This window comes from Pseudaquabacterium inlustre (genome assembly GCF_038066595.1).
GTDB classification, from domain to species: domain Bacteria; phylum Pseudomonadota; class Gammaproteobacteria; order Burkholderiales; family Burkholderiaceae_C; genus Pseudaquabacterium; species Pseudaquabacterium inlustre.
Window position 1 is genome coordinate 38,461 of the sequence record NZ_JBBUTH010000003.1, and the last position, 17,025, is coordinate 55,485.

General features: G+C 70.5%; 15 protein-coding genes. 10 read left to right on the forward strand and 5 right to left on the reverse strand.

Annotation, left to right across the window (positions count from 1 at the left end; translation table 11 throughout):
• Positions 1-49 precede the first annotated feature (49 nt).
• Positions 50-889, forward strand: coding sequence for a dienelactone hydrolase family protein (locus AACH10_RS05545; protein WP_341409374.1), 840 nt, complete (start codon positions 50-52; stop codon positions 887-889).
• An 18-nt stretch (positions 890-907) separates the two neighbouring features.
• Here AACH10_RS05545 and hslU read toward each other — a convergent pair whose 3' ends face one another.
• The 5 genes from hslU to AACH10_RS05570 all read right to left on the reverse strand — a co-directional run bounded on the left by hslU (position 908) and on the right by AACH10_RS05570 (position 6,935).
• Positions 908-2,248 carry an ATP-dependent protease ATPase subunit HslU gene (gene hslU / locus AACH10_RS05550; RefSeq protein ID WP_341409375.1) on the reverse strand — a complete coding sequence of 447 codons (1,341 nt, stop codon included), beginning with the start codon at positions 2,246-2,248 and terminating at the stop codon, positions 908-910.
• A 4-nt stretch (positions 2,249-2,252) separates the two neighbouring features.
• Entirely contained in the window at positions 2,253-2,801 is a 549-nt protein-coding gene (hslV, locus tag AACH10_RS05555) for an ATP-dependent protease subunit HslV (protein WP_341409376.1), read from the reverse strand.
• Positions 2,802-2,956: 155 nt separating this feature from the next.
• Positions 2,957-4,954, reverse strand: a complete 1,998-nt coding sequence (locus AACH10_RS05560) for an STAS domain-containing protein (RefSeq protein ID WP_341409377.1) — start codon at positions 4,952-4,954, stop codon at positions 2,957-2,959.
• 94 nt (positions 4,955-5,048) lie between these two features.
• Complete coding sequence (gene dksA / locus AACH10_RS05565) at positions 5,049-5,726, reverse strand: RNA polymerase-binding protein DksA (protein WP_341409378.1); 678 nt, start codon at positions 5,724-5,726, stop codon at positions 5,049-5,051.
• A gap of 135 nt (positions 5,727-5,861) precedes the next feature.
• Positions 5,862-6,935 (reverse strand): CobW family GTP-binding protein, encoded by a 1,074-nt coding sequence (locus AACH10_RS05570; protein ID WP_341409379.1) that lies wholly within the window; start codon positions 6,933-6,935, stop codon positions 5,862-5,864.
• Between the two features lie 142 nt (positions 6,936-7,077).
• Between AACH10_RS05570 and AACH10_RS05575 the strand changes: the two genes are divergently transcribed.
• The 9 genes from AACH10_RS05575 to AACH10_RS05615 all read left to right on the forward strand — a co-directional run bounded on the left by AACH10_RS05575 (position 7,078) and on the right by AACH10_RS05615 (position 16,996).
• Positions 7,078-7,965, forward strand: coding sequence for an HlyC/CorC family transporter (locus AACH10_RS05575; protein ID WP_423228562.1), 888 nt, complete (start codon positions 7,078-7,080; stop codon positions 7,963-7,965).
• Positions 7,965-9,506, forward strand: a complete 1,542-nt coding sequence (gene lnt, locus AACH10_RS05580) for an apolipoprotein N-acyltransferase (protein WP_341409380.1) — start codon at positions 7,965-7,967, stop codon at positions 9,504-9,506. Before AACH10_RS05575 ends, lnt begins: the two co-directional genes overlap by 1 nt.
• A 91-nt stretch (positions 9,507-9,597) precedes the next feature.
• Positions 9,598-10,563, forward strand: a complete 966-nt coding sequence (glyQ, locus tag AACH10_RS05585; protein ID WP_341409381.1) for a glycine--tRNA ligase subunit alpha — start codon at positions 9,598-9,600, stop codon at positions 10,561-10,563.
• A gap of 2 nt (positions 10,564-10,565) precedes the next feature.
• Positions 10,566-12,716, forward strand: a complete 2,151-nt coding sequence (gene glyS, locus AACH10_RS05590) for a glycine--tRNA ligase subunit beta (RefSeq protein WP_341409382.1) — start codon at positions 10,566-10,568, stop codon at positions 12,714-12,716.
• 31 nt (positions 12,717-12,747) lie between these two features.
• The gene (gmhB, locus tag AACH10_RS05595) at positions 12,748-13,347 is read left to right on the forward strand and encodes a D-glycero-beta-D-manno-heptose 1,7-bisphosphate 7-phosphatase (RefSeq protein WP_423228563.1); all 600 of its coding nucleotides are present in this window, start codon (positions 12,748-12,750) and stop codon (positions 13,345-13,347) included.
• A gap of 39 nt (positions 13,348-13,386) precedes the next feature.
• Positions 13,387-14,127, forward strand: coding sequence for a lysophospholipid acyltransferase family protein (locus AACH10_RS05600; protein ID WP_341409383.1), 741 nt, complete (start codon positions 13,387-13,389; stop codon positions 14,125-14,127).
• Between the two features lie 43 nt (positions 14,128-14,170).
• Positions 14,171-15,139 (forward strand): M48 family metallopeptidase, encoded by a 969-nt coding sequence (locus AACH10_RS05605; RefSeq protein WP_341409384.1) that lies wholly within the window; start codon positions 14,171-14,173, stop codon positions 15,137-15,139.
• 57 nt (positions 15,140-15,196) lie between these two features.
• Entirely contained in the window at positions 15,197-15,649 is a 453-nt protein-coding gene (locus AACH10_RS05610) for a MerR family transcriptional regulator (RefSeq protein WP_341409385.1), read from the forward strand.
• A gap of 165 nt (positions 15,650-15,814) precedes the next feature.
• Positions 15,815-16,996: an isovaleryl-CoA dehydrogenase gene (locus AACH10_RS05615; protein ID WP_341409386.1), complete on the forward strand. Its 1,182-nt coding sequence runs from the start codon at positions 15,815-15,817 to the stop codon at positions 16,994-16,996.
• Positions 16,997-17,025 lie beyond the last annotated feature (29 nt).

Sequence of the window (17,025 nt, forward strand, 5' to 3'; positions counted from 1 at the left end):
CGCGCGACGCGCTGGGATACTGGTGTGGCCGCTTGTGGAGATGAACCCGATGCAGACGCGTGATCCGGCCGCTGACCCCGCCCTGGCGGCCATGGCCGCGCGAGGCTACACGGCCCGGCCGTTCGAGGCCGCGGGCCTGCGGCACACCGTGTTCAGCCGCGGCCAGGGCCGGCCGGTGCTGCTGATGCACGAGCTGCCGGGCATGGACGGGCCCAACGTGGCCTTCGCCGACCGGCTGGTGGCCGCCGGCTTCGCGGTGCATCTGCCCTGGCTGTTCGGCCCGGCGCTGCGCAGCGCCACGCTGGGCAACTACCGCAAGCTGTGCGTGTCCCAGGAGTTCGGCCGACTGCAGGCCGGCGTGACCGCGCCCGTGGTGGACTGGCTGCGCGCGCTGGCCGCCGACCTGGTGGCCGCGCGTCCCGGCCAGCGCGTCGGCGCGATCGGCATGTGCCTGACCGGCAGCTTCGTGATCCCGCTGATCCTCGAGCCTGGCGTGGTGGCCGCCGTGGCCTCGCAGCCGGCCATGCCGGTGGATGGCCGCTACCTGGCACTCGGCTGGGAGCGCGATGCCGCCTGGCGCACGCAGCTGAACGTGGCCGATGCCGACCTCGCCGCAGCGGCCGACGTGGCGCGACGCGACGGCAAGCACCTGCTGCTGCAGCACTTCAGCGCCGACCGCGCCTGCCCGCGCGAGCGACTGCAGCGCGTGGCCGAGGCCTTCGGCGCGCAGGCCGAGGTGCATGCATACCAGCGGCCGGGTGAGCGCTGGCGTCTGCTGCGCTTTTCGCCGCATGCGCTGCTGACGCACGAGTACGAGCGCCACGGCGACGGCGATGTCACGCGCCAGGCGCTGGCGCGGGTGATCGCCTTCCTCGACCGCCATCTGTGACGGCGCCGGCGCGCAGGCTCAGAGGATGAAGCGGCTCAGGTCCTCGTTGCGTGCCAGCTCGGCCAGCTTGGCGTCCACCGCGGCGGCATCCACCGTCACCGTGGTGCCGGCGCGGTCGGGCGCGTCGTAGCTCACCTCGTCGAGCAGGCGTTCCATCACCGTGGCCAGGCGCCGCGCGCCGATGTTCTCGGTGCGCTCGTTCACGTCGTAGGCGATCTGCGCCAGCCGGCGGATGCCGTCGGCCGCGATGTCCAGCGTCACGCCCTCGGTGGCCAGCAGCGCCTGGTACTGCTTGATCAGGCTGGCGTGCGTGCTGTTGAGGATGGCCTCGAAGTCGTCGACGCTCAAGGCGCCCAGTTCCACGCGGATCGGGAAGCGGCCCTGCAGCTCGGGAATCAGGTCACTCGGCTTGGCCAGGTGGAAGGCGCCCGAGGCGATGAACAGGATGTGGTCGGTCTTGACCATGCCGTACTTGGTGCTGACGGTGGTGCCTTCCACCAGCGGCAGCAGGTCGCGCTGCACGCCCTGGCGGCTGACTTCGGCGCCGCCGTGCTCGCTGCGCGAGGCCACCTTGTCGATCTCGTCGATGAACACGATGCCGTTGTGCTCGGCATTGGCCACGGCGCGGGCCTTGATCTCGTCCTCGTTGACCAGCTTGGCGGCTTCCTCGTCGATCAGCAGCTTCTGCGCGTCGGCGATCTTGAGCTTACGCGTGGTCTTCTTGGCCTGGCCCATCTGGCTGAACAGGCCCTTCAACTGCTCGGCCATCTCCTCCATGCCCGGCGGGGTCATGATGTCGACGTTGGCCTTGGGCTCGGCCAGTTCCAGCTCGATCTCCTTGTCGGCCAGCGAGCCCTCGCGCAGCTTCTTGCGGAAGGCCTGGCGCGCGGCGCCGTCCTTGCCCTCGCCGCTGGCGGTGCCGGTGTCGAAGCCCATGCTGTGGCGCGGCGGCGGCACCAGCACATCGAGGATGCGCTCCTCGGCGGCGTCTTCGGCGCGCAGGCGGTTGCGCACGATGGCGGCTTCGCGCTCCTGCTTGACGGCCATGTCCACCAGGTCGCGGATGATGGTGTCGACATCCTTGCCCACATAGCCCACCTCGGTGAACTTGGTGGCCTCCACCTTGATGAAGGGCGCATCGGCCAGCCGCGCCAGACGGCGCGCGATCTCGGTCTTGCCCACGCCGGTGGGGCCGATCATCAGGATGTTCTTGGGCGTGATCTCGTGGCGCAGGCCCTCGGGCACCTGCTGGCGGCGCCAGCGGTTGCGCAGCGCGATGGCCACCGCACGCTTGGCGGCGGCCTGGCCGACGATGTGGCGGTCGAGTTCGGAAACGATCTCTTTCGGCGTCATGGACATGGTGTCAGCCCAGCGTCTCGATGGTGTGGTTCTGGTTGGTGTAGATGCACAGGTCGCCGGCGATCACCAGGCTCTGCTTCACGATGTCGGCCGCGCTCAGCTCGGTGTGGTTCAGCAGCGCCCGCGCCGCGGCCTGGGCGTAGGCGCCACCCGAGCCGATGGCCACGATGCCCTGCTCGGGCTCCAGCACGTCGCCGTTGCCGGTGATGATCAGGCTGCTCTCGCGGTCGGCCACGGCCAGCATGGCCTCCAGGCGGCGCAGCACGCGGTCGGTGCGCCAGTCCTTGGTCAGCTCGATGGCAGCGCGCTGCAGGTGGCCCTGGTGCTTTTCCAGCTTGGACTCGAAGCGCTCGAACAGCGTGAACGCGTCGGCGGTGGCGCCGGCAAAACCGGCCAGCACCTGGTCGCGGTAGAGCTTGCGCACCTTGCGCGCGCTGGCCTTGACGACGATGTGGCCCAGTGTGACCTGGCCGTCGCCGCCGAGGGCCACCTGCCAGCCCTGCGGGGTCTGGCGGCGCACGCTGAGGATGGTGGTGCCGTGGAAGGATTCCATGGGATGTCAGTCGTTTGGTATGGAGGGGTGCAAGCGCATGGGCAATTTCCGTCGCGAGCGTGTCGAGCTTGTTTCGAGTAGCGCAGCCGTACACCCGTACGGCGAGCAACGCAGGAGCAAGATCGGCAGGCGCAGCAGGAAAGTGCTCGTGCGCTTCAGTTGCGCGGCACCTGCACGCGGGCGTGCTCGTTGATGCCCATCGCGCCGAAGAACAGGGCCACCAGCCGGTGGGCCTCGGCGAAGGTGACGCTGCGCTGCTCGCCCTGCTTGGCCAGCACCCAGTTCAGCAGGTCGCCGGCGGCGATGAAGTCCACGCGGATCAGCCGCGCGCACGACACCGTGACCAGCGTGCCCGCGCCCAGTCGCCGGTCCAGCTGCTGCAGCGTGCTGCCGATGTCGCCGGCCAGCTGGCCCGACAGCTCGACCGTGGTGACGCCGTGCGCCTCGTCGATCAGCCGCGACTCGAGGAAGCTGCTGCCGCCCTCGGTGATGATGGACATCGGCGGCGCCGTGGTGGAGTGGCCCGCGCCCACGCAGCGCACCGCGCAGCGCGCGCGCTCCCACGACGGCGGCGACACCTCGTAGGTGACGCAGTAGTCGATGGCCGTCTCGTCGAACTGGTCGGGCCGGTTCACCAGGCGCAAGGCCTCCAGCCGCGCCATCCAGAAGGCCGGGTCGGCGTCGCGCACGCCGGTGGGCGCGGCTTCCTGCAGCGCGGCGAACAGGCGGTCGGCGCCCAGCCAGCGCATGTCCAGCGGCTGCGGCGCCCATTGGCGGAACAGCTGCTGCAGGTGCACGGCGGCGCCGATGTCCACCCGCTCCAGCGCCTGCCAGTCCAGCACCCAGGGCAGCGGCAGCTGCAGCGTGGCCGAGCGCAGGCGCGCGACCCCGTCCTCGTCGAGGTGGGGCGGGCTGATCCAGCCCACGTCACCCTGCACGCCGCGGGTGTCGGGGCGCTCGTCGGCGGCGGCGTCGGCCACCAGCTTGGGCAGCGAGAACCACTGCGGCGGCGAGCGGCCGAACAGGTTCACATAGTCGGGCACCAGGGCCTCGAACTTGGCCTGCTGGCCGGTGGCGCGGTACAGGTCGAACAGCACATGCCAGGTCTCGGCATGCTGGCGGCGCGGGCCCTGCACCCGGCACAGCGCAGTGAGCGAGTGCTCACAGTGCTCGAAATCGGCATTGGCAAAGGCGATCACCGCCTCGTCCAGTTCGGGGTCGTGCACCAGCTCGCTGACCTCGACCGCGAACTTGCTGGCCAGTGCCGGCTCGGCCACGGCGCGGCGCGGCGGCACGCCGGTGCGCTGGCCGGGGCTGTCCAGCATGCTGGACCATTCGGACGGCGGGGCCTGCAGCGGACGCAGCGCCGCCGGCGGTGCGGCTGGCGGGCCGCCGGGGCTGCCCGCAGTGCGGCCGGCCGGCGCCACGGCCGAGCTGGCGGTGTGGTGACGCATCGCCGAGCGGTCGGTGGGCCGGTCGGGCGGCATGGCCGGACGCGGGGCACTGCGCTCGGGCATGCCGCCGCCCACCGGGCCGAAATCGGAGAAGTCGATCGGCGCCGGGGTCGACAGGTCGAGGTCGGGCAGCGGTGGCAGCGATTCCAGCGACGACAGCGGCATCGACGCCAGCGCGCCGCTGGGCGGGCCCGGCGGCAGCGTGTCGAAGGCCTGCGGCACGGTGGGTGCGGTGTGGAAGCCCGACGGCAGCTGCGTGGTGGCCGGCGGGGGGGCGCGGCGCGGCGCATCGGCCGGGGGGCGGCGCACCGGCGTGGGCGGGGCCACCGCATGCGATCCCAGCGGACCATGGGCCTCGCCGACCATCTGCTGCTCGATCTCGTCGATCTTGGCCTTGACGCCGAGGGCGGCCGGCTCGGACAGCCGGCCTTCGGAGTCGTCGACGCGCGACGAGCCACCCAGCGCGGCCAGTTGCTCGGGCGACAAGCCATCGCGGCGCAGGCGGCGCAGCGTGTCGAACTCGCGCTTGCGCACGAAATCGTTGCGCTTCTTGCGCTCGATCATCGCCTTGATCTCGGACTTCTCGAGATCCAGGCTGTCGTCCTGCCGCGTGGCGAGTTCGTTCCAGTCGGTGGCCGGGTTGGCCACGAACCGCACCACCTTGCGGAAGAAGCTCTCGTTGTCCTTGGGTTCCGCCATCCGAGGCCCTGCCTTCAGCGTGCGATGGCGTGGGAGGACCGGCAGCGGGCCAGGCCAGCCGACCCGCGGCGGGTGCGCGGCCCGCAGCACATGCTCAGTCCCCGAACATCTTCTGCTTGAGCTCGCGGCGCTGCTGCGCCTCGAGCGACAGCGTGGCGGTCGGGCGGGCCAGCAGGCGGCCCAGGCCGATCGGCTCGCCGGTCTCGTCGCAGTAGCCGTACTCGCCGGTGTCCAGGCGGGCCAGCGATTGCGAGATCTTCTTCAGCAGCTTGCGCTCGCGGTCGCGGGTGCGCAGCTCCAGGGCGTGCTCTTCCTCGATGGTGGCGCGATCGGCGGGATCGGGCACGATCGAGGTGTCTTCGCGCAGGTGCTCGGTGGTTTCGCCGGCGTTGCTGAGCAGGTCGTCCTTCAGCGCGGTCAGGCGCACGCGGAAGAACTCGATCTGCTTGTCGTTCATGTACTCCGACTCCGGCATGGCCAGGAGTTCGGCTTCGGTCAGATCACGGCCGGCCTTGGACTTCCAGGCATTGGCCAATTTCGGGTCTGCCTTGTGGGCAGGCTTCACAGTTTCCATCGGTTCTGGGTAACCCCGGGCGGGAGGCTTGGGCGGAGAAAAACGTTCGGCGAAGCGGTTGCGCGCGGGTTCGGGCGCAGCCGTGGCCTGGGGTGTGGACGCGGGCTTGGGGGCGGCCGTGGTCTTGGCCGCCTTCGGGGCGGGTGTCGGGGCGGCGGCCTTGTCGGTGGCCGCGCTCTTGCCAGAGGTCTTGCTCACTTCGGGACTCCTCGCAGTGGCTTTATACCTGTTCTGTGCCACCGCCTGTGCGAACACCGCATCGGTTTGGGCGCGCGGATTGTAGCCACGCAAAACGCACGCCAACTTGACGAAGCGGGCGGCGTCCGGCGGGCGTCAGACGAGGCAGGATTCCATGCCCTGCAGCAGGATCTCACGCGGCAGGTCGATGCCGATGAAGACCATCTTGCTCTGCTTGGTCTCCTGCGGCACCCATTTGGGGCCCAGGTCGCTGCCCATCAGCTGGTGCACGCCCTGGAACACCACCTTGCGGTCGCTGCCCTTCATGTACAGCACGCCCTTGTAGCGCAGCATCTTGGGGCCGTAGACCTGCACGATGGAGCCGAGGAAGTCTTCCAGCTTGGCCGCGTCGAACGGGCGCGTGCTGCGGAACACGAAGCTCTTGACGTCGTCGTCGTGGTGATGGTGGTGCGGGTGGTTGCAGGCCTCGCCGGGGGCGTGGTCGTGGCCCTCGTGGCCATGGTCGTGCCCGTGGTCATGGCCATGGTGGTGGTGGCCGTGGTCGTCGGCAGCCAGGAACTCGGGGTCGATCTCGAGCTTGGCGTTGAGGTTGAAGCCCTTCAGGTCGAACACGCTGGCGATCGGCACTTCGCCGAAGTGCACCCGGTGCTGCGGGGCGCGCGGGTTCATGTGCTTGATGCGGTGGGCCAGCGCGTCGACGGCGGCGGCGTCCACCAGATCGGTCTTGCTGATGAAGATCTGGTCGGCGAAGCCCACCTGGCGGCGCGCTTCCTGGCGCGTGTCGAGCTGGCCGTCGGCGTGCTTGGCGTCCACCAGCGTGAGGATCGAGTCGAGCAGGTAGCTCTCGGCGATCTCGTCGTCCATGAAGAAGGTCTGCGCCACCGGGCCGGGATCGGCCAGACCGGTGGTCTCGATCACCACGCGGTCGAAGTGCAGCTCGCCGCGGCGGCGCTTGGTGGCCAGCTCGGACAGCGTGGTGCGCAGGTCCTCGCGGATCGTGCAGCACACGCAGCCGTTGCTCATCTGGATGATCTGTTCCTCGGTGTCGGCCACCAGGATGTCGTTGTCGATGTTCTCCTCGCCGAACTCGTTCTCGATGACGGCGATCTTCTGGCCGTGGGTTTCGGTCAGCACGCGCTTGAGCAACGTGGTCTTGCCCGAGCCCAGGAAGCCGGTGAGGATGGTGGCGGGGATGAGGCCGACGGACATGTGAGGGAGCTCCAAGGGGGCGGCGCCGGGCGGCGCTGGAAAACGACCCCGGCAGTTGGGGGCGGCGGACTGTCTTGCAAGACCCGCGCCGTGTCAAGGTGATCGGGTATTCTTGCGCGCATCGCGACTTCCGGCACCCGCTGTGTCAGAACCCCCTTCGAGTCGGCCGACACGGCACGGCTCCGGCCGCCCGGCCCTGGCCACTGAGCGGCGCACCCTGTTCGAACGCGTCGTCGAGTTCATCTCGCCCGGCCCCGATTCGCGTGCCGAACTGATCGAGACGCTGGCCGACGCCGAACAGCGCGAACTGATCCCCACCGAATCGCGCCTGATGCTCGAGGGCGTGATCCGCATGGCCGACATGATCGCCGGCGACGTGATGGTGGCCGCGCCGCGCATGGACCTGCTGGACATCGACGCGCCGTACGACGAGCTGCTGGCCACGGTGATCGAGACCGGGCATTCGCGCTTTCCGGTGTTCGAGGGCCAGCGCGACAGCATCATCGGCATCCTGATGGCCAAGGACCTGCTGAAGCTGCAGCGTGCGCCCGAGCTGAACCTGCGCACGCTGCTGCGGCCAGCGGTGTTCGTGCCCGAGAGCAAGAAGCTCAACGAGCTGCTGCGCGACTTCCGCAGCAACCGCAACCACCTGGCCATCGTCATCGACGAGTTCGGCAACACCGCCGGGCTGATCACCATCGAGGACGTGCTGGAGGAGATCGTCGGCGAGATCGAGGACGAGTTCGACGACGCGGCCACCGCGGCCGACAACGGCATCGTCTCGCTGGCCGACGGCAGCTGGCGCGTGGCCGGTGACGCCGGCATCGGTGCGGTGAATGCGGTGTTCGGCACCGCGCTGTCCGAGGACGCGTTCGACACCATCGGCGGCCTGATCGTGCACCAGCTGGGCCAGGTGCCGCGCCGCGGCGAGGTGGCCGAGGCCGGCGGCCTGGTGTTCAGCGTGATGCTCACGCGCGGCGGCGCGGTGCGCTGGTTCCGCGTGACGCGGCAAGCGCCGGCCGCGGCCTGATGCGCTGGCGGGCCGGCCTGGCCCTGGCGCTGGGCGTGCTGCACACGGCGGCCTTCGCGCCGGTGGAAGCCTGGTGGCTGCAGATCGTGGCGCTGGCCGGGCTGGTCTGGGTGGTCGGCCGGGATCCAGCCCTGCCGGCGCGCCGCGCGGCGCTGCTGGGCGGGCTGTTCGGCCTGGGCTGGTTCGCCGCCGGGCTGTGGTGGCTGTTCATCAGCATGCACCGCTACGGCGGGCTGCCGGCGCCGCTGGCCGCCGGGGCGGTGGGGCTGCTGGCACTGTTCCTGGCGCTGTACCCGGCCGCGGCGCTGGCGGCCTGGGCGCGCTGGCGCAGCGGCCGGCCGGCGCTGGACGTGGCGCTGTTCGCCGCCTGCTGGGGCCTGGCGGAGCTGGCGCGGGCCGCCTTCTTCACCGGCTTTCCGTGGATCGCCTCGGGCTACGCCCACACCACCGGGCCGCTGGCGGCCTGGGCGCCGTGGATCGGGGTGTACGGCATCCTGGCGCTGGCGGCGGCCGCCAGCGGGGCCCTGGCGCTGGCCTGGCGCGGACCGGGGGCCCGGCCGGGTGCCGGCTGGCGGCCGCTGGCGGTGGTGGCCGTGCTGCTGGTGCTGGGCCCGTGGCTGCTGCCGCAGGGCTTCTCCAGCCCCACCGGCCGGCTCACGGTCAGCCTGGTGCAGCCCAACATCGCGCAGGACCTGAAGTTCGACGCCGCGCGCATGGACGCCAACCTCGATGCGCTGGCCCGCGCGGTGGAAGGCGCGCGTGGCCAGCTGGTGGTCACGCCCGAATCGGTGGTGCCGCTGCCGCTGCCGGCCGTGCCGCCCGACTACTGGGCGCGGCTGGGCCAGGCCGTGGCGGCGCCGGGCCGCGCGGCGCTGGTGGGCGTGTTCCTGGGCGACGACCGGACGGGCTATGTCAATTCCATGGTCGGGCTGTCGGCCGGGCGCACGGTGCCCGACGACAGCTTCTACCGCTATGGCAAGCGCCACCTGCTGCCCTTTGGCGAGTTCATCCCGCCGGGCTTCCACTGGTTCGTCAAGGCCATGGCCATACCGCTGGACGACCAGGCGCGCGGCAGCACCACCGCGCCGATGCACCTGGGCGCGCAGCGTCTGCGGCCGCTGATCTGTTACGAGGACCTGTTCGGCGAGGACTTCGCCGACAGCGCGGTCGGCCCCGACTCGGCCACCGTCTACGTCAACGCCAGCAACCTGGCCTGGTTCGGCCCCGACATGGTGCAGGACCAGCACCTGCAGTTCTCGCGCATGCGCGCGCTGGAGTTCGAGCGGCCGGTGGTGCGCAGCACCAACACCGGCGCCACGGCAGTGGTGGACCACCGCGGCCGCGTCACCGCCCGGCTGCCGGCCGAGGTGGCCGCCACGCTGGAGGCCGAGGTGGAGGGCCGCCAGGGCGCCACGCCCTATGCGCGCTGGCTGGCGGCCGTGGGTCTGGCGCCGCTGTGGGCGCTGGGCCTGGCCGTGGTGGTGGCGATGGCCTGGCGCCGGCGCACGGCGGCGGCCGGCCCGGCCGGAGGCGGCCGCTAAACTCGGCGGCAAGCCATGCCGTGCCACGGCCTGGCCATCGGCCCACCCAGAATTCCACCGACGCACCGCGTCGCGCACCGGCGCCTTGCCCATGCTCACCTTCCAACAGATCATCCTCCGCCTGCAGGACTACTGGGACGCCCAGGGCTGCGCGCTGCTGCAACCCTATGACATGGAAGTGGGCGCCGGCACCAGCCACACGGCCACCTTCCTGCGCGCGCTGGGCCCCGAGCCCTGGAAGGCGGCCTATGTGCAGCCCAGCCGCCGCCCCAAGGACGGCCGCTATGGCCAGAACCCCAACCGCCTGCAGCACTACTACCAGTACCAGGTGGTGCTGAAGCCGGCGCCGGCCAACATCCTGGAGCTGTACCTCGGCAGCCTGGAAGCCCTGGGCTTCGACCTGAAGAAGAACGATGTGCGCTTCGTCGAGGACGACTGGGAGAACCCCACGCTGGGCGCCTGGGGCCTGGGCTGGGAAGTCTGGCTCAACGGCATGGAAGTCACCCAGTTCACCTACTTCCAGCAGGTGGGCGGCATCGACTGCAAGCCCATCACCGGCGAGATCACCTACGGCCTGGAGCGCCTGGCCATGTACCTGCAGGGCGTGGACAACGTCTACAACCTGAAGTGGACCGACACGCTCAGCTACGGCGACGTTTACCACCAGAACGAGGTGGAGCAGAGCACCTACAACTTCGAGCACAGCAACGTCGAGTTCCTGTTGCAGGCCTTCAGCGCGCACGAGGGCAATGCCCAGCACCTGATGGCGCAGCAGCTGGCGCTGCCGGCCTACGAGCAGGTGCTCAAGGCCGCCCACACCTTCAACCTGCTGGACGCGCGCGGCGCGATCAGCGTGACCGAGCGCGCGGCCTACATCGGCCGCATCCGCAACCTGGCGCGCAGCGTGGCGGCGGCGTACCTGGACAGCCGCAAGCGCCTGGGCTTCCCGATGGCGCCCAAGGCCTGGGGCGAGGAAGTGATCGCGCGGCTGGATGCCGAGGCGGCCAAGGCCGCCGCCAAGACCAGCGACAAGAACGACGACAAGAAGGCCGCCTGACCATGACCACGAACAACCTGCTTGTCGAACTCTTCGTCGAGGAGCTGCCGCCCAAGGCGCTGAAGAAGCTGGGCGAGGCCTTCTCGTCCACGCTGGCCGCCAGCCTGGCGGCGCAAGGCCTGGCCGCGGCCGGCGCCGCCGTCACCGCCTACGCCTCGCCGCGCCGCTTGGGCGTGCATGTGGCGGGCGTGGCCAGCCGCGCCGCCGACCGTGCCGTGCAGAGCAAGCTGATGCCCGTGGCCGTGGCCCTCACCGCCGACGGCCAACCCACGCCCGCATTGCTGAAGAAACTGGCGGCACTCGGCGCCGACGCCTCGGTGGTGCCCAGCCTGAAGCGCCTGCCCGATGGCAAGGCCGAAGCGCTGTTCCTCGACAGCCTTGTGCCCGGCGCCACGCTGGCCGAGGGCCTGCAGAAGGCGATCGACGAGGCCCTGGCCAAGCTGCCGATTCCCAAGGTGATGACCTACCAACTGGCCGACGGCTGGAGCGACGTGAAGTTCGTGCGCCCGGCGCACAAGCTGGTGGCGCTGCACGGCACGCATGTGGTGCCGGTGCAGGTGCTGGGCCTGCACGCCGGCCGCGAGACGCTGGGCCACCGCTTCGAGGCCACGACGCCGGTGGTGGCGATCGACAGCGCCGACAGCTACGCGCAGCAGCTGCGCGAGCAGGGCGCGGTGATCGCCGGCTTCGACGAGCGCCGTGCCGAGATCCGCCGCCAGCTCGATGCCGCGGCAGCCGCCGAGGGCCTGAAGCCCATCGACGACGACGCGCTGCTGGACGAGGTGACGGCCCTGGTCGAGCGGCCCAATGTGCTGACCTGCCAGTTCGAGAAAGAGTTTCTGGCCGTGCCGCAGGAGTGCCTGATCCTGACGATGAAGGCCAACCAGAAGTACTTCCCGCTGCTGGACGCCTCGGCCAAGCTGACCAACAAGTTCCTGATCGTCAGCAACATCCGCCCGGCCGATGCCAGTGCGGTGGTCGGCGGCAACGAGCGCGTGGTGCGCCCGCGCCTGGCCGATGCCAAGTTCTTCTTTGACCAAGACCGCAAGAAGACGCTGGCCAGCCGCGTGGACGGCTTGGCCAAGGTGGTCTACCACGGCAAGCTGGGCAGCCAGGGCGACCGCATGGCGCGCGTGCGGGCCATCGGCCATGCCATCGTCAACCAGCTGCGCATGGCCACCGTGCCGTTCACGGTGGAGGCGAAAGACGAATTCGAGGTGCTCGACAGCAAGGTGCGCGAGGCCGCCACGCTGGCCAAGTGCGACCTGCTGACCGACATGGTGGGCGAGTTCCCCGAGCTGCAGGGCATCATGGGCGGCTACTACGCCCGCCACGAGGGCCTGCGCGACGGCGTGGCCATCGCCATCGAAGACCACTACAAGCCGCGCTTTGCCGGCGATGCGCTGCCGCGCAACCACACCGGCACCGTGCTGGCGCTGGCCGACAAGCTGGAGACGCTGGTGGGCCTGTTCGGCATCGGCCAGCTGCCCACCGGCGACAAGGACCCCTTCGCGCTGCGCCGCCATGCGCTGGGCGTGATCCGCATCCTGGCCGAGAAGAACCTGCCGCTGGCCCTGCCCGAGCTGCTGGCGGCGGCGTTCGGCGCGTTCCCGCCCGAGCTGGCGCTGGCCGACGACACCGTGGCCAAGCTGCTGGCCTTCTTCTACGACCGCCTGGCGGTGAACCTGCGTGAGCAGGGCTACAGCGCGCAGGAGATCGACGCCGTGCTGGCGCTGCAGCCGGCGCGCCTGGGCGACGTGACCAAGCGCCTGGCCGCGGTGCGCGGCTTCGCGGCGCTGCGCGAAGCCGCCTCGCTGGCCGCGGCCAACAAGCGCGTAGGCAACATCCTGAAGAAGGTGGACGGCGCCGTGGGCACCACGGTGGACGCCACGCTGCTGAAGGAGGCCGCCGAGGCCGCGCTGCACCAGGCCCTGGCCGCGCTGGCGCCGCTGGCCGACAAGGCCTTCGAGGCCGGTGACTACACCGCGTCGCTGCAGGCCCTGGCCGGGCTGAAGGCGCCGGTAGACGCTTTCTTCGACGGCGTGATGGTCAATGCCGAGGACGCCGCGCTGCGCGCCAACCGTCTGGCGCTGCTGGGCACGCTGCATGCGTCGATGAACCGCGTGGCCGACCTGTCGCGCCTGGCCGCGTAAACCATCCTTCCACCTCGGCAGCAAGCGGACCATGCAGCACCTCGACAAGCTCGTGATCCTGGGCCGCGACGGCATCCTCAACGAGTTCCGCGACGACCATGTCAAGGCGCCCGAGGAGCTGCAGGTCATCCCCGGCGCGCTGGAGGCGGTGGCGCGGCTCAACCATGCCGGCTGGCATGCGGTGATCGCCACCAACCAGTCGGGGGTGGGTCGCGGCATGATCGACATGGCCTCGGTGAACGCCGTGCACGCCCACCTGTTCAAGCAGCTGGCGGCGGTGGGCGGACGCATCGACGCGGTGTTCTTCTGCCCGCACACGCCCGAAGACCAGTGCGACTGCCGCAAGCCCCAGCCCGGGCTGATGCACGACATCGGCAAGCGCTACGGCATCGCGCTCGAGCAGGTGCCGATGGTGGCCGACACGCTGCGCGACCTGCAGGCCGCCGCCGCCGCCGGCTGCGAGCCGCACCTGGTGCGCTCGGGCCGCGCCGCGGCGCTGGACGACGCGCAGATCGCCCACATCCTGGCCCAGGTGCCGGGCGCCGAGGTGCACGACAGCCTGGGCGCCTTCGCCGAGCACCTGCTGCGCCGCGGCCAGGTGCAGATCACCACCCCGGGCGCCTTGAATTGATCCCAGGGTGCCTGCGGCGCCCGCCTTGCTGTTGAACCGATGATCTACCTGCGCTCCCTCCTGTTCGTGCTGTGGCTGGCCGTCACGGTGATCCCGTGGGCGCTGGCGGTGCTGGTGGCCTCGCTGTTCCTCAACAGCACCCAGGTGTACTGGATGTGCGCCGGCTGGCTGAAGGTGGCGGTGCACGGCGCCAAGTGGATCTGCGGCGTGCGCTGGCGCGTGCAGGGCATGGAGAACGTGCCCAGCGCCGCCGATGCCAACGCCGCCGTGCTGCTGGCGCCCAAGCACCAGAGCACCTGGGAGACCTTCGCGTTCCCGGCGCTGATGCCGCACCCGCTGGCCTATGTGTTCAAGCGCGAGCTGCTGTACGTGCCCTTCTTCGGCTGGGCCATGAGCCGGCTGGACATGGTGCACATCGACCGCGGCCGCCGCGCCGAGGCCTGGGCCAAGGTGCTCAAGCAGGGCAAGCGCCTGGCCGCCAAGGGCGTGTGGGTGATCATGTTCCCCGAGGGCACGCGCGTGGCGCGCGGCGAGGTGGGTGAGTACAAGACCGGCGCCTCGCGCCTGGCGGCCACCGCCGGCATCCCCATCGTGCCGATCGCCGCCACCTCGGCCAAGTGCTGGCCGCGCAAGAGCTGGCTGCTGCGGCCGGGCGTGATCGACGTGTCGATCGGCGCGCCGATCCCCGCCGCCGGGCGCGACCCGGGCGCGCTGATGAAGGAAGTGGAAGCCTGGATCGAGGCCGAGATGCGGCGCCTCGACCCCGAGGCCTACCGCTGACGCCGGAAGGGCCTGCGGCGCCTCTTTAGAATCGGTGGCCAACATGGCACATCGCGGCGCGGATCCGGCAAGCGAACAAGGGCAGCTGTCGCTGTTCGATGCCCCCGCGCCCGAGCGGGCCGCCGCGCCCCCCGCCGGGGCGCTGCGTCACCCGGCCACCGGTACCGACGGCACCGAACGCACCGACGGCGCCGCCGGCCTCGCGCCCGTCGCCGTGGCGCGGCCCGCGCCGCACGGCGCCATCGCGGCGCTGCCACGCTTCCAGCACCCGCGCGCGCAGCGCCAGATCGACCTGGGCGAGCACCGCGTGGGCTATGAGTTCCGCCGTGCGCGCCGCCGCTCGATCGGCTTCGTCGTCGGGGCCGAGGGCCTGAGCGTCTCGGCGCCGCGCTGGGTGGGCGTGGGCGAGGTCGAGAACGCGCTGCGCGCCAAGGCCGGCTGGATCCTGCGCAAGCTGCACGAGCAGCACGAGCGCGCCCAGCGCGTGGCCGCTGCCCGCGTGGTGTGGCGCGACGGTGCCACGCTGCCCTTCCTGGGCGATACGGTGATCGTGGTGCTCGACGCCCGCGTCACCGGCGCGCAGCTGCGCACCGCCGACGACACCCTGCCCGGCGTGCCGCGGCTCACCTTGCATGTGGGCCTGCCGCAGACGGCCAGCGAGGGCCAGGTGGCCGAGGCCGTGCAAAGCTGGCTGCAGCGCCAGGCGCGTCGCGTGTTCGAGGAGCGCTGCAACCACTTCGCCCCGCAGCTGGGTGTGCGCATCAAGCGCCTGAGCCTCAGCTCGGCCAGCACGCGCTGGGGTTCGGCCAGCGCCGACGGCTCGGTGCGGCTGAACTGGCGGCTGATCCACTTCGCGCTGCCGGTGATCGACTACGTGGTCACGCACGAGCTGGCCCACCTGCGCGAGATGAACCACAGCCCGGCCTTCTGGGAGGTGGTGCGCTCGGTGCTGCCCGACTTCGAGCGCCACCGCGGTGCGCTGCGCTCGGAGCTGCTGCCGTCCTTCGACTGACGCCGGCGCGCGGCGGGGCGTTACGATTGACGTTGACGTCAACGTAAAGCCCGCGCGATGCCCACCTCCCGCACGAAGGACAGCAAGACCTTCACGATCACCGAGCTCGCGCAGGAGTTCGACGTGACGCCGCGCGCGATCCGCTTCTATGAAGACATGGGCCTGCTGGAGCCGGGCCGCGAGGGGCGCAACCGCGTCTACACCGCGCGCGACCGCACCCGGCTGAAGCTGACGCTGCGCGGCAAGCGCCTGGGTTTCTCGCTGCAGGACATCAAGCAGCTGGTGACCATGTACGACACCGAGGCCGACACGGTGCCGCAGCTGGAAGCCTTTCTCGACGTGCTGACCAGCCACCGCGAGGCGCTGGCGCAGCAGCTGGAAGACATCCGCGTGACGCTGGAGGAACTGCAGCAGCACGAGGACAAGTGCCGCCAGCTGCTGGCCGACAAGGGCGTGGTGCCGACCGCCGAGTCGCGGGCCGGCCAGCCACGCGCGCGCAGCGCCGGCTGAGCGCCGCCGCCCCCGAGCTTTCCCGCCCCTTCGCAGGCGCCGCGAGGCTCGCTATGATTGACGTTTACGTAAACGTCACTTGGTTGCGCCGATCCGGTCTGCCGCCGCGGTGATGTCCCGCGCTCTTTCCTGTTCCTGCCCGTTCTGCCACGTTCCGGAGACCCCATGAGCCAGCTTCCCGGCCTCGACTTCCAGTTGGGTGACGACATCAACGCGCTGCGCGACGCGGTGCGCGACTTCGCCGCGGCCGAGATCGCGCCGCGCGCCGCCGAGATCGACCGCAGCGACCAGTTCCCGATGGACCTGTGGCGCAAGATGGGCGATCTGGGCGTGCTGGGCATCACCGTGCCCGAGGAATATGGCGGCGCCGGCATGGGCTACCTGGCCCACATGATCGCGATGGAGGAGATCAGCCGCGCCAGCGCCTCGGTGGGCTTGAGCTACGGCGCGCACAGCAACCTGTGCGTCAACCAGATCAAGCGCAACGGCAACGAGGCGCAGAAGAAGAAGTACCTGCCCAAGCTGATCAGTGGTGAGCACGTGGGCGCGCTGGCGATGAGCGAGCCCAACGCCGGCTCCGACGTCATCAGCATGAAGCTCAAGGCCCAGGACAAGGGCGGCTACTACCTGCTCAACGGCAGCAAGTTCTGGATCACCAACGGTCCTGACGCCGACACGCTGGTGGTCTACGCCAAGACCGAGCCCGAGCTGGGCGCACGCGGCGTCACGGCCTTCCTGATCGAGAAGGGCATGAAGGGTTTCAGCATCGCCCAGAAGCTCGACAAGCTGGGCATGCGCGGCAGCCACACCGGCGAGCTGGTGTTCCACGACGTGGAGGTGCCGGCCGAGAACGTGCTGGGCGCCGTGAACGGCGGCGCCAAGGTGCTGATGAGCGGCCTGGACTACGAGCGCGCCGTGCTGGCCGCCGGGCCCATCGGCATCATGCAGGCGGTGATGGACAACGTGGTGCCCTATGTGCACGACCGCAAGCAGTTCGGCCAGAGCATTGGCGAGTTCCAGCTCATCCAGGGCAAGCTGGCCGACATGTACACGGTGCTGCAGGCCGGCCGGGCCTTCTGCTACACCATCGGCAAGAACCTGGACCTGCTGGGCACCGAGCATGTGCGCCAGGTGCGCAAGGACTGCGCGTCGGTGATCCTGTGGTGCGCCGAGAAGGCCACCTGGATGGCTGGCGAGGGTGTGCAGATCTTCGGCGGCAACGGCTACATCAACGACTACCCGCTGGGCCGCCTGTGGCGCGATGCCAAGCTGTACGAGATCGGCGCCGGCACCTCCGAGATCCGCCGCATGCTGATCGGCCGTGAGCTGTTTGCCGAAACCCTGTGAGGCCCTCGTGACGGTGCGCCGCGACAGCC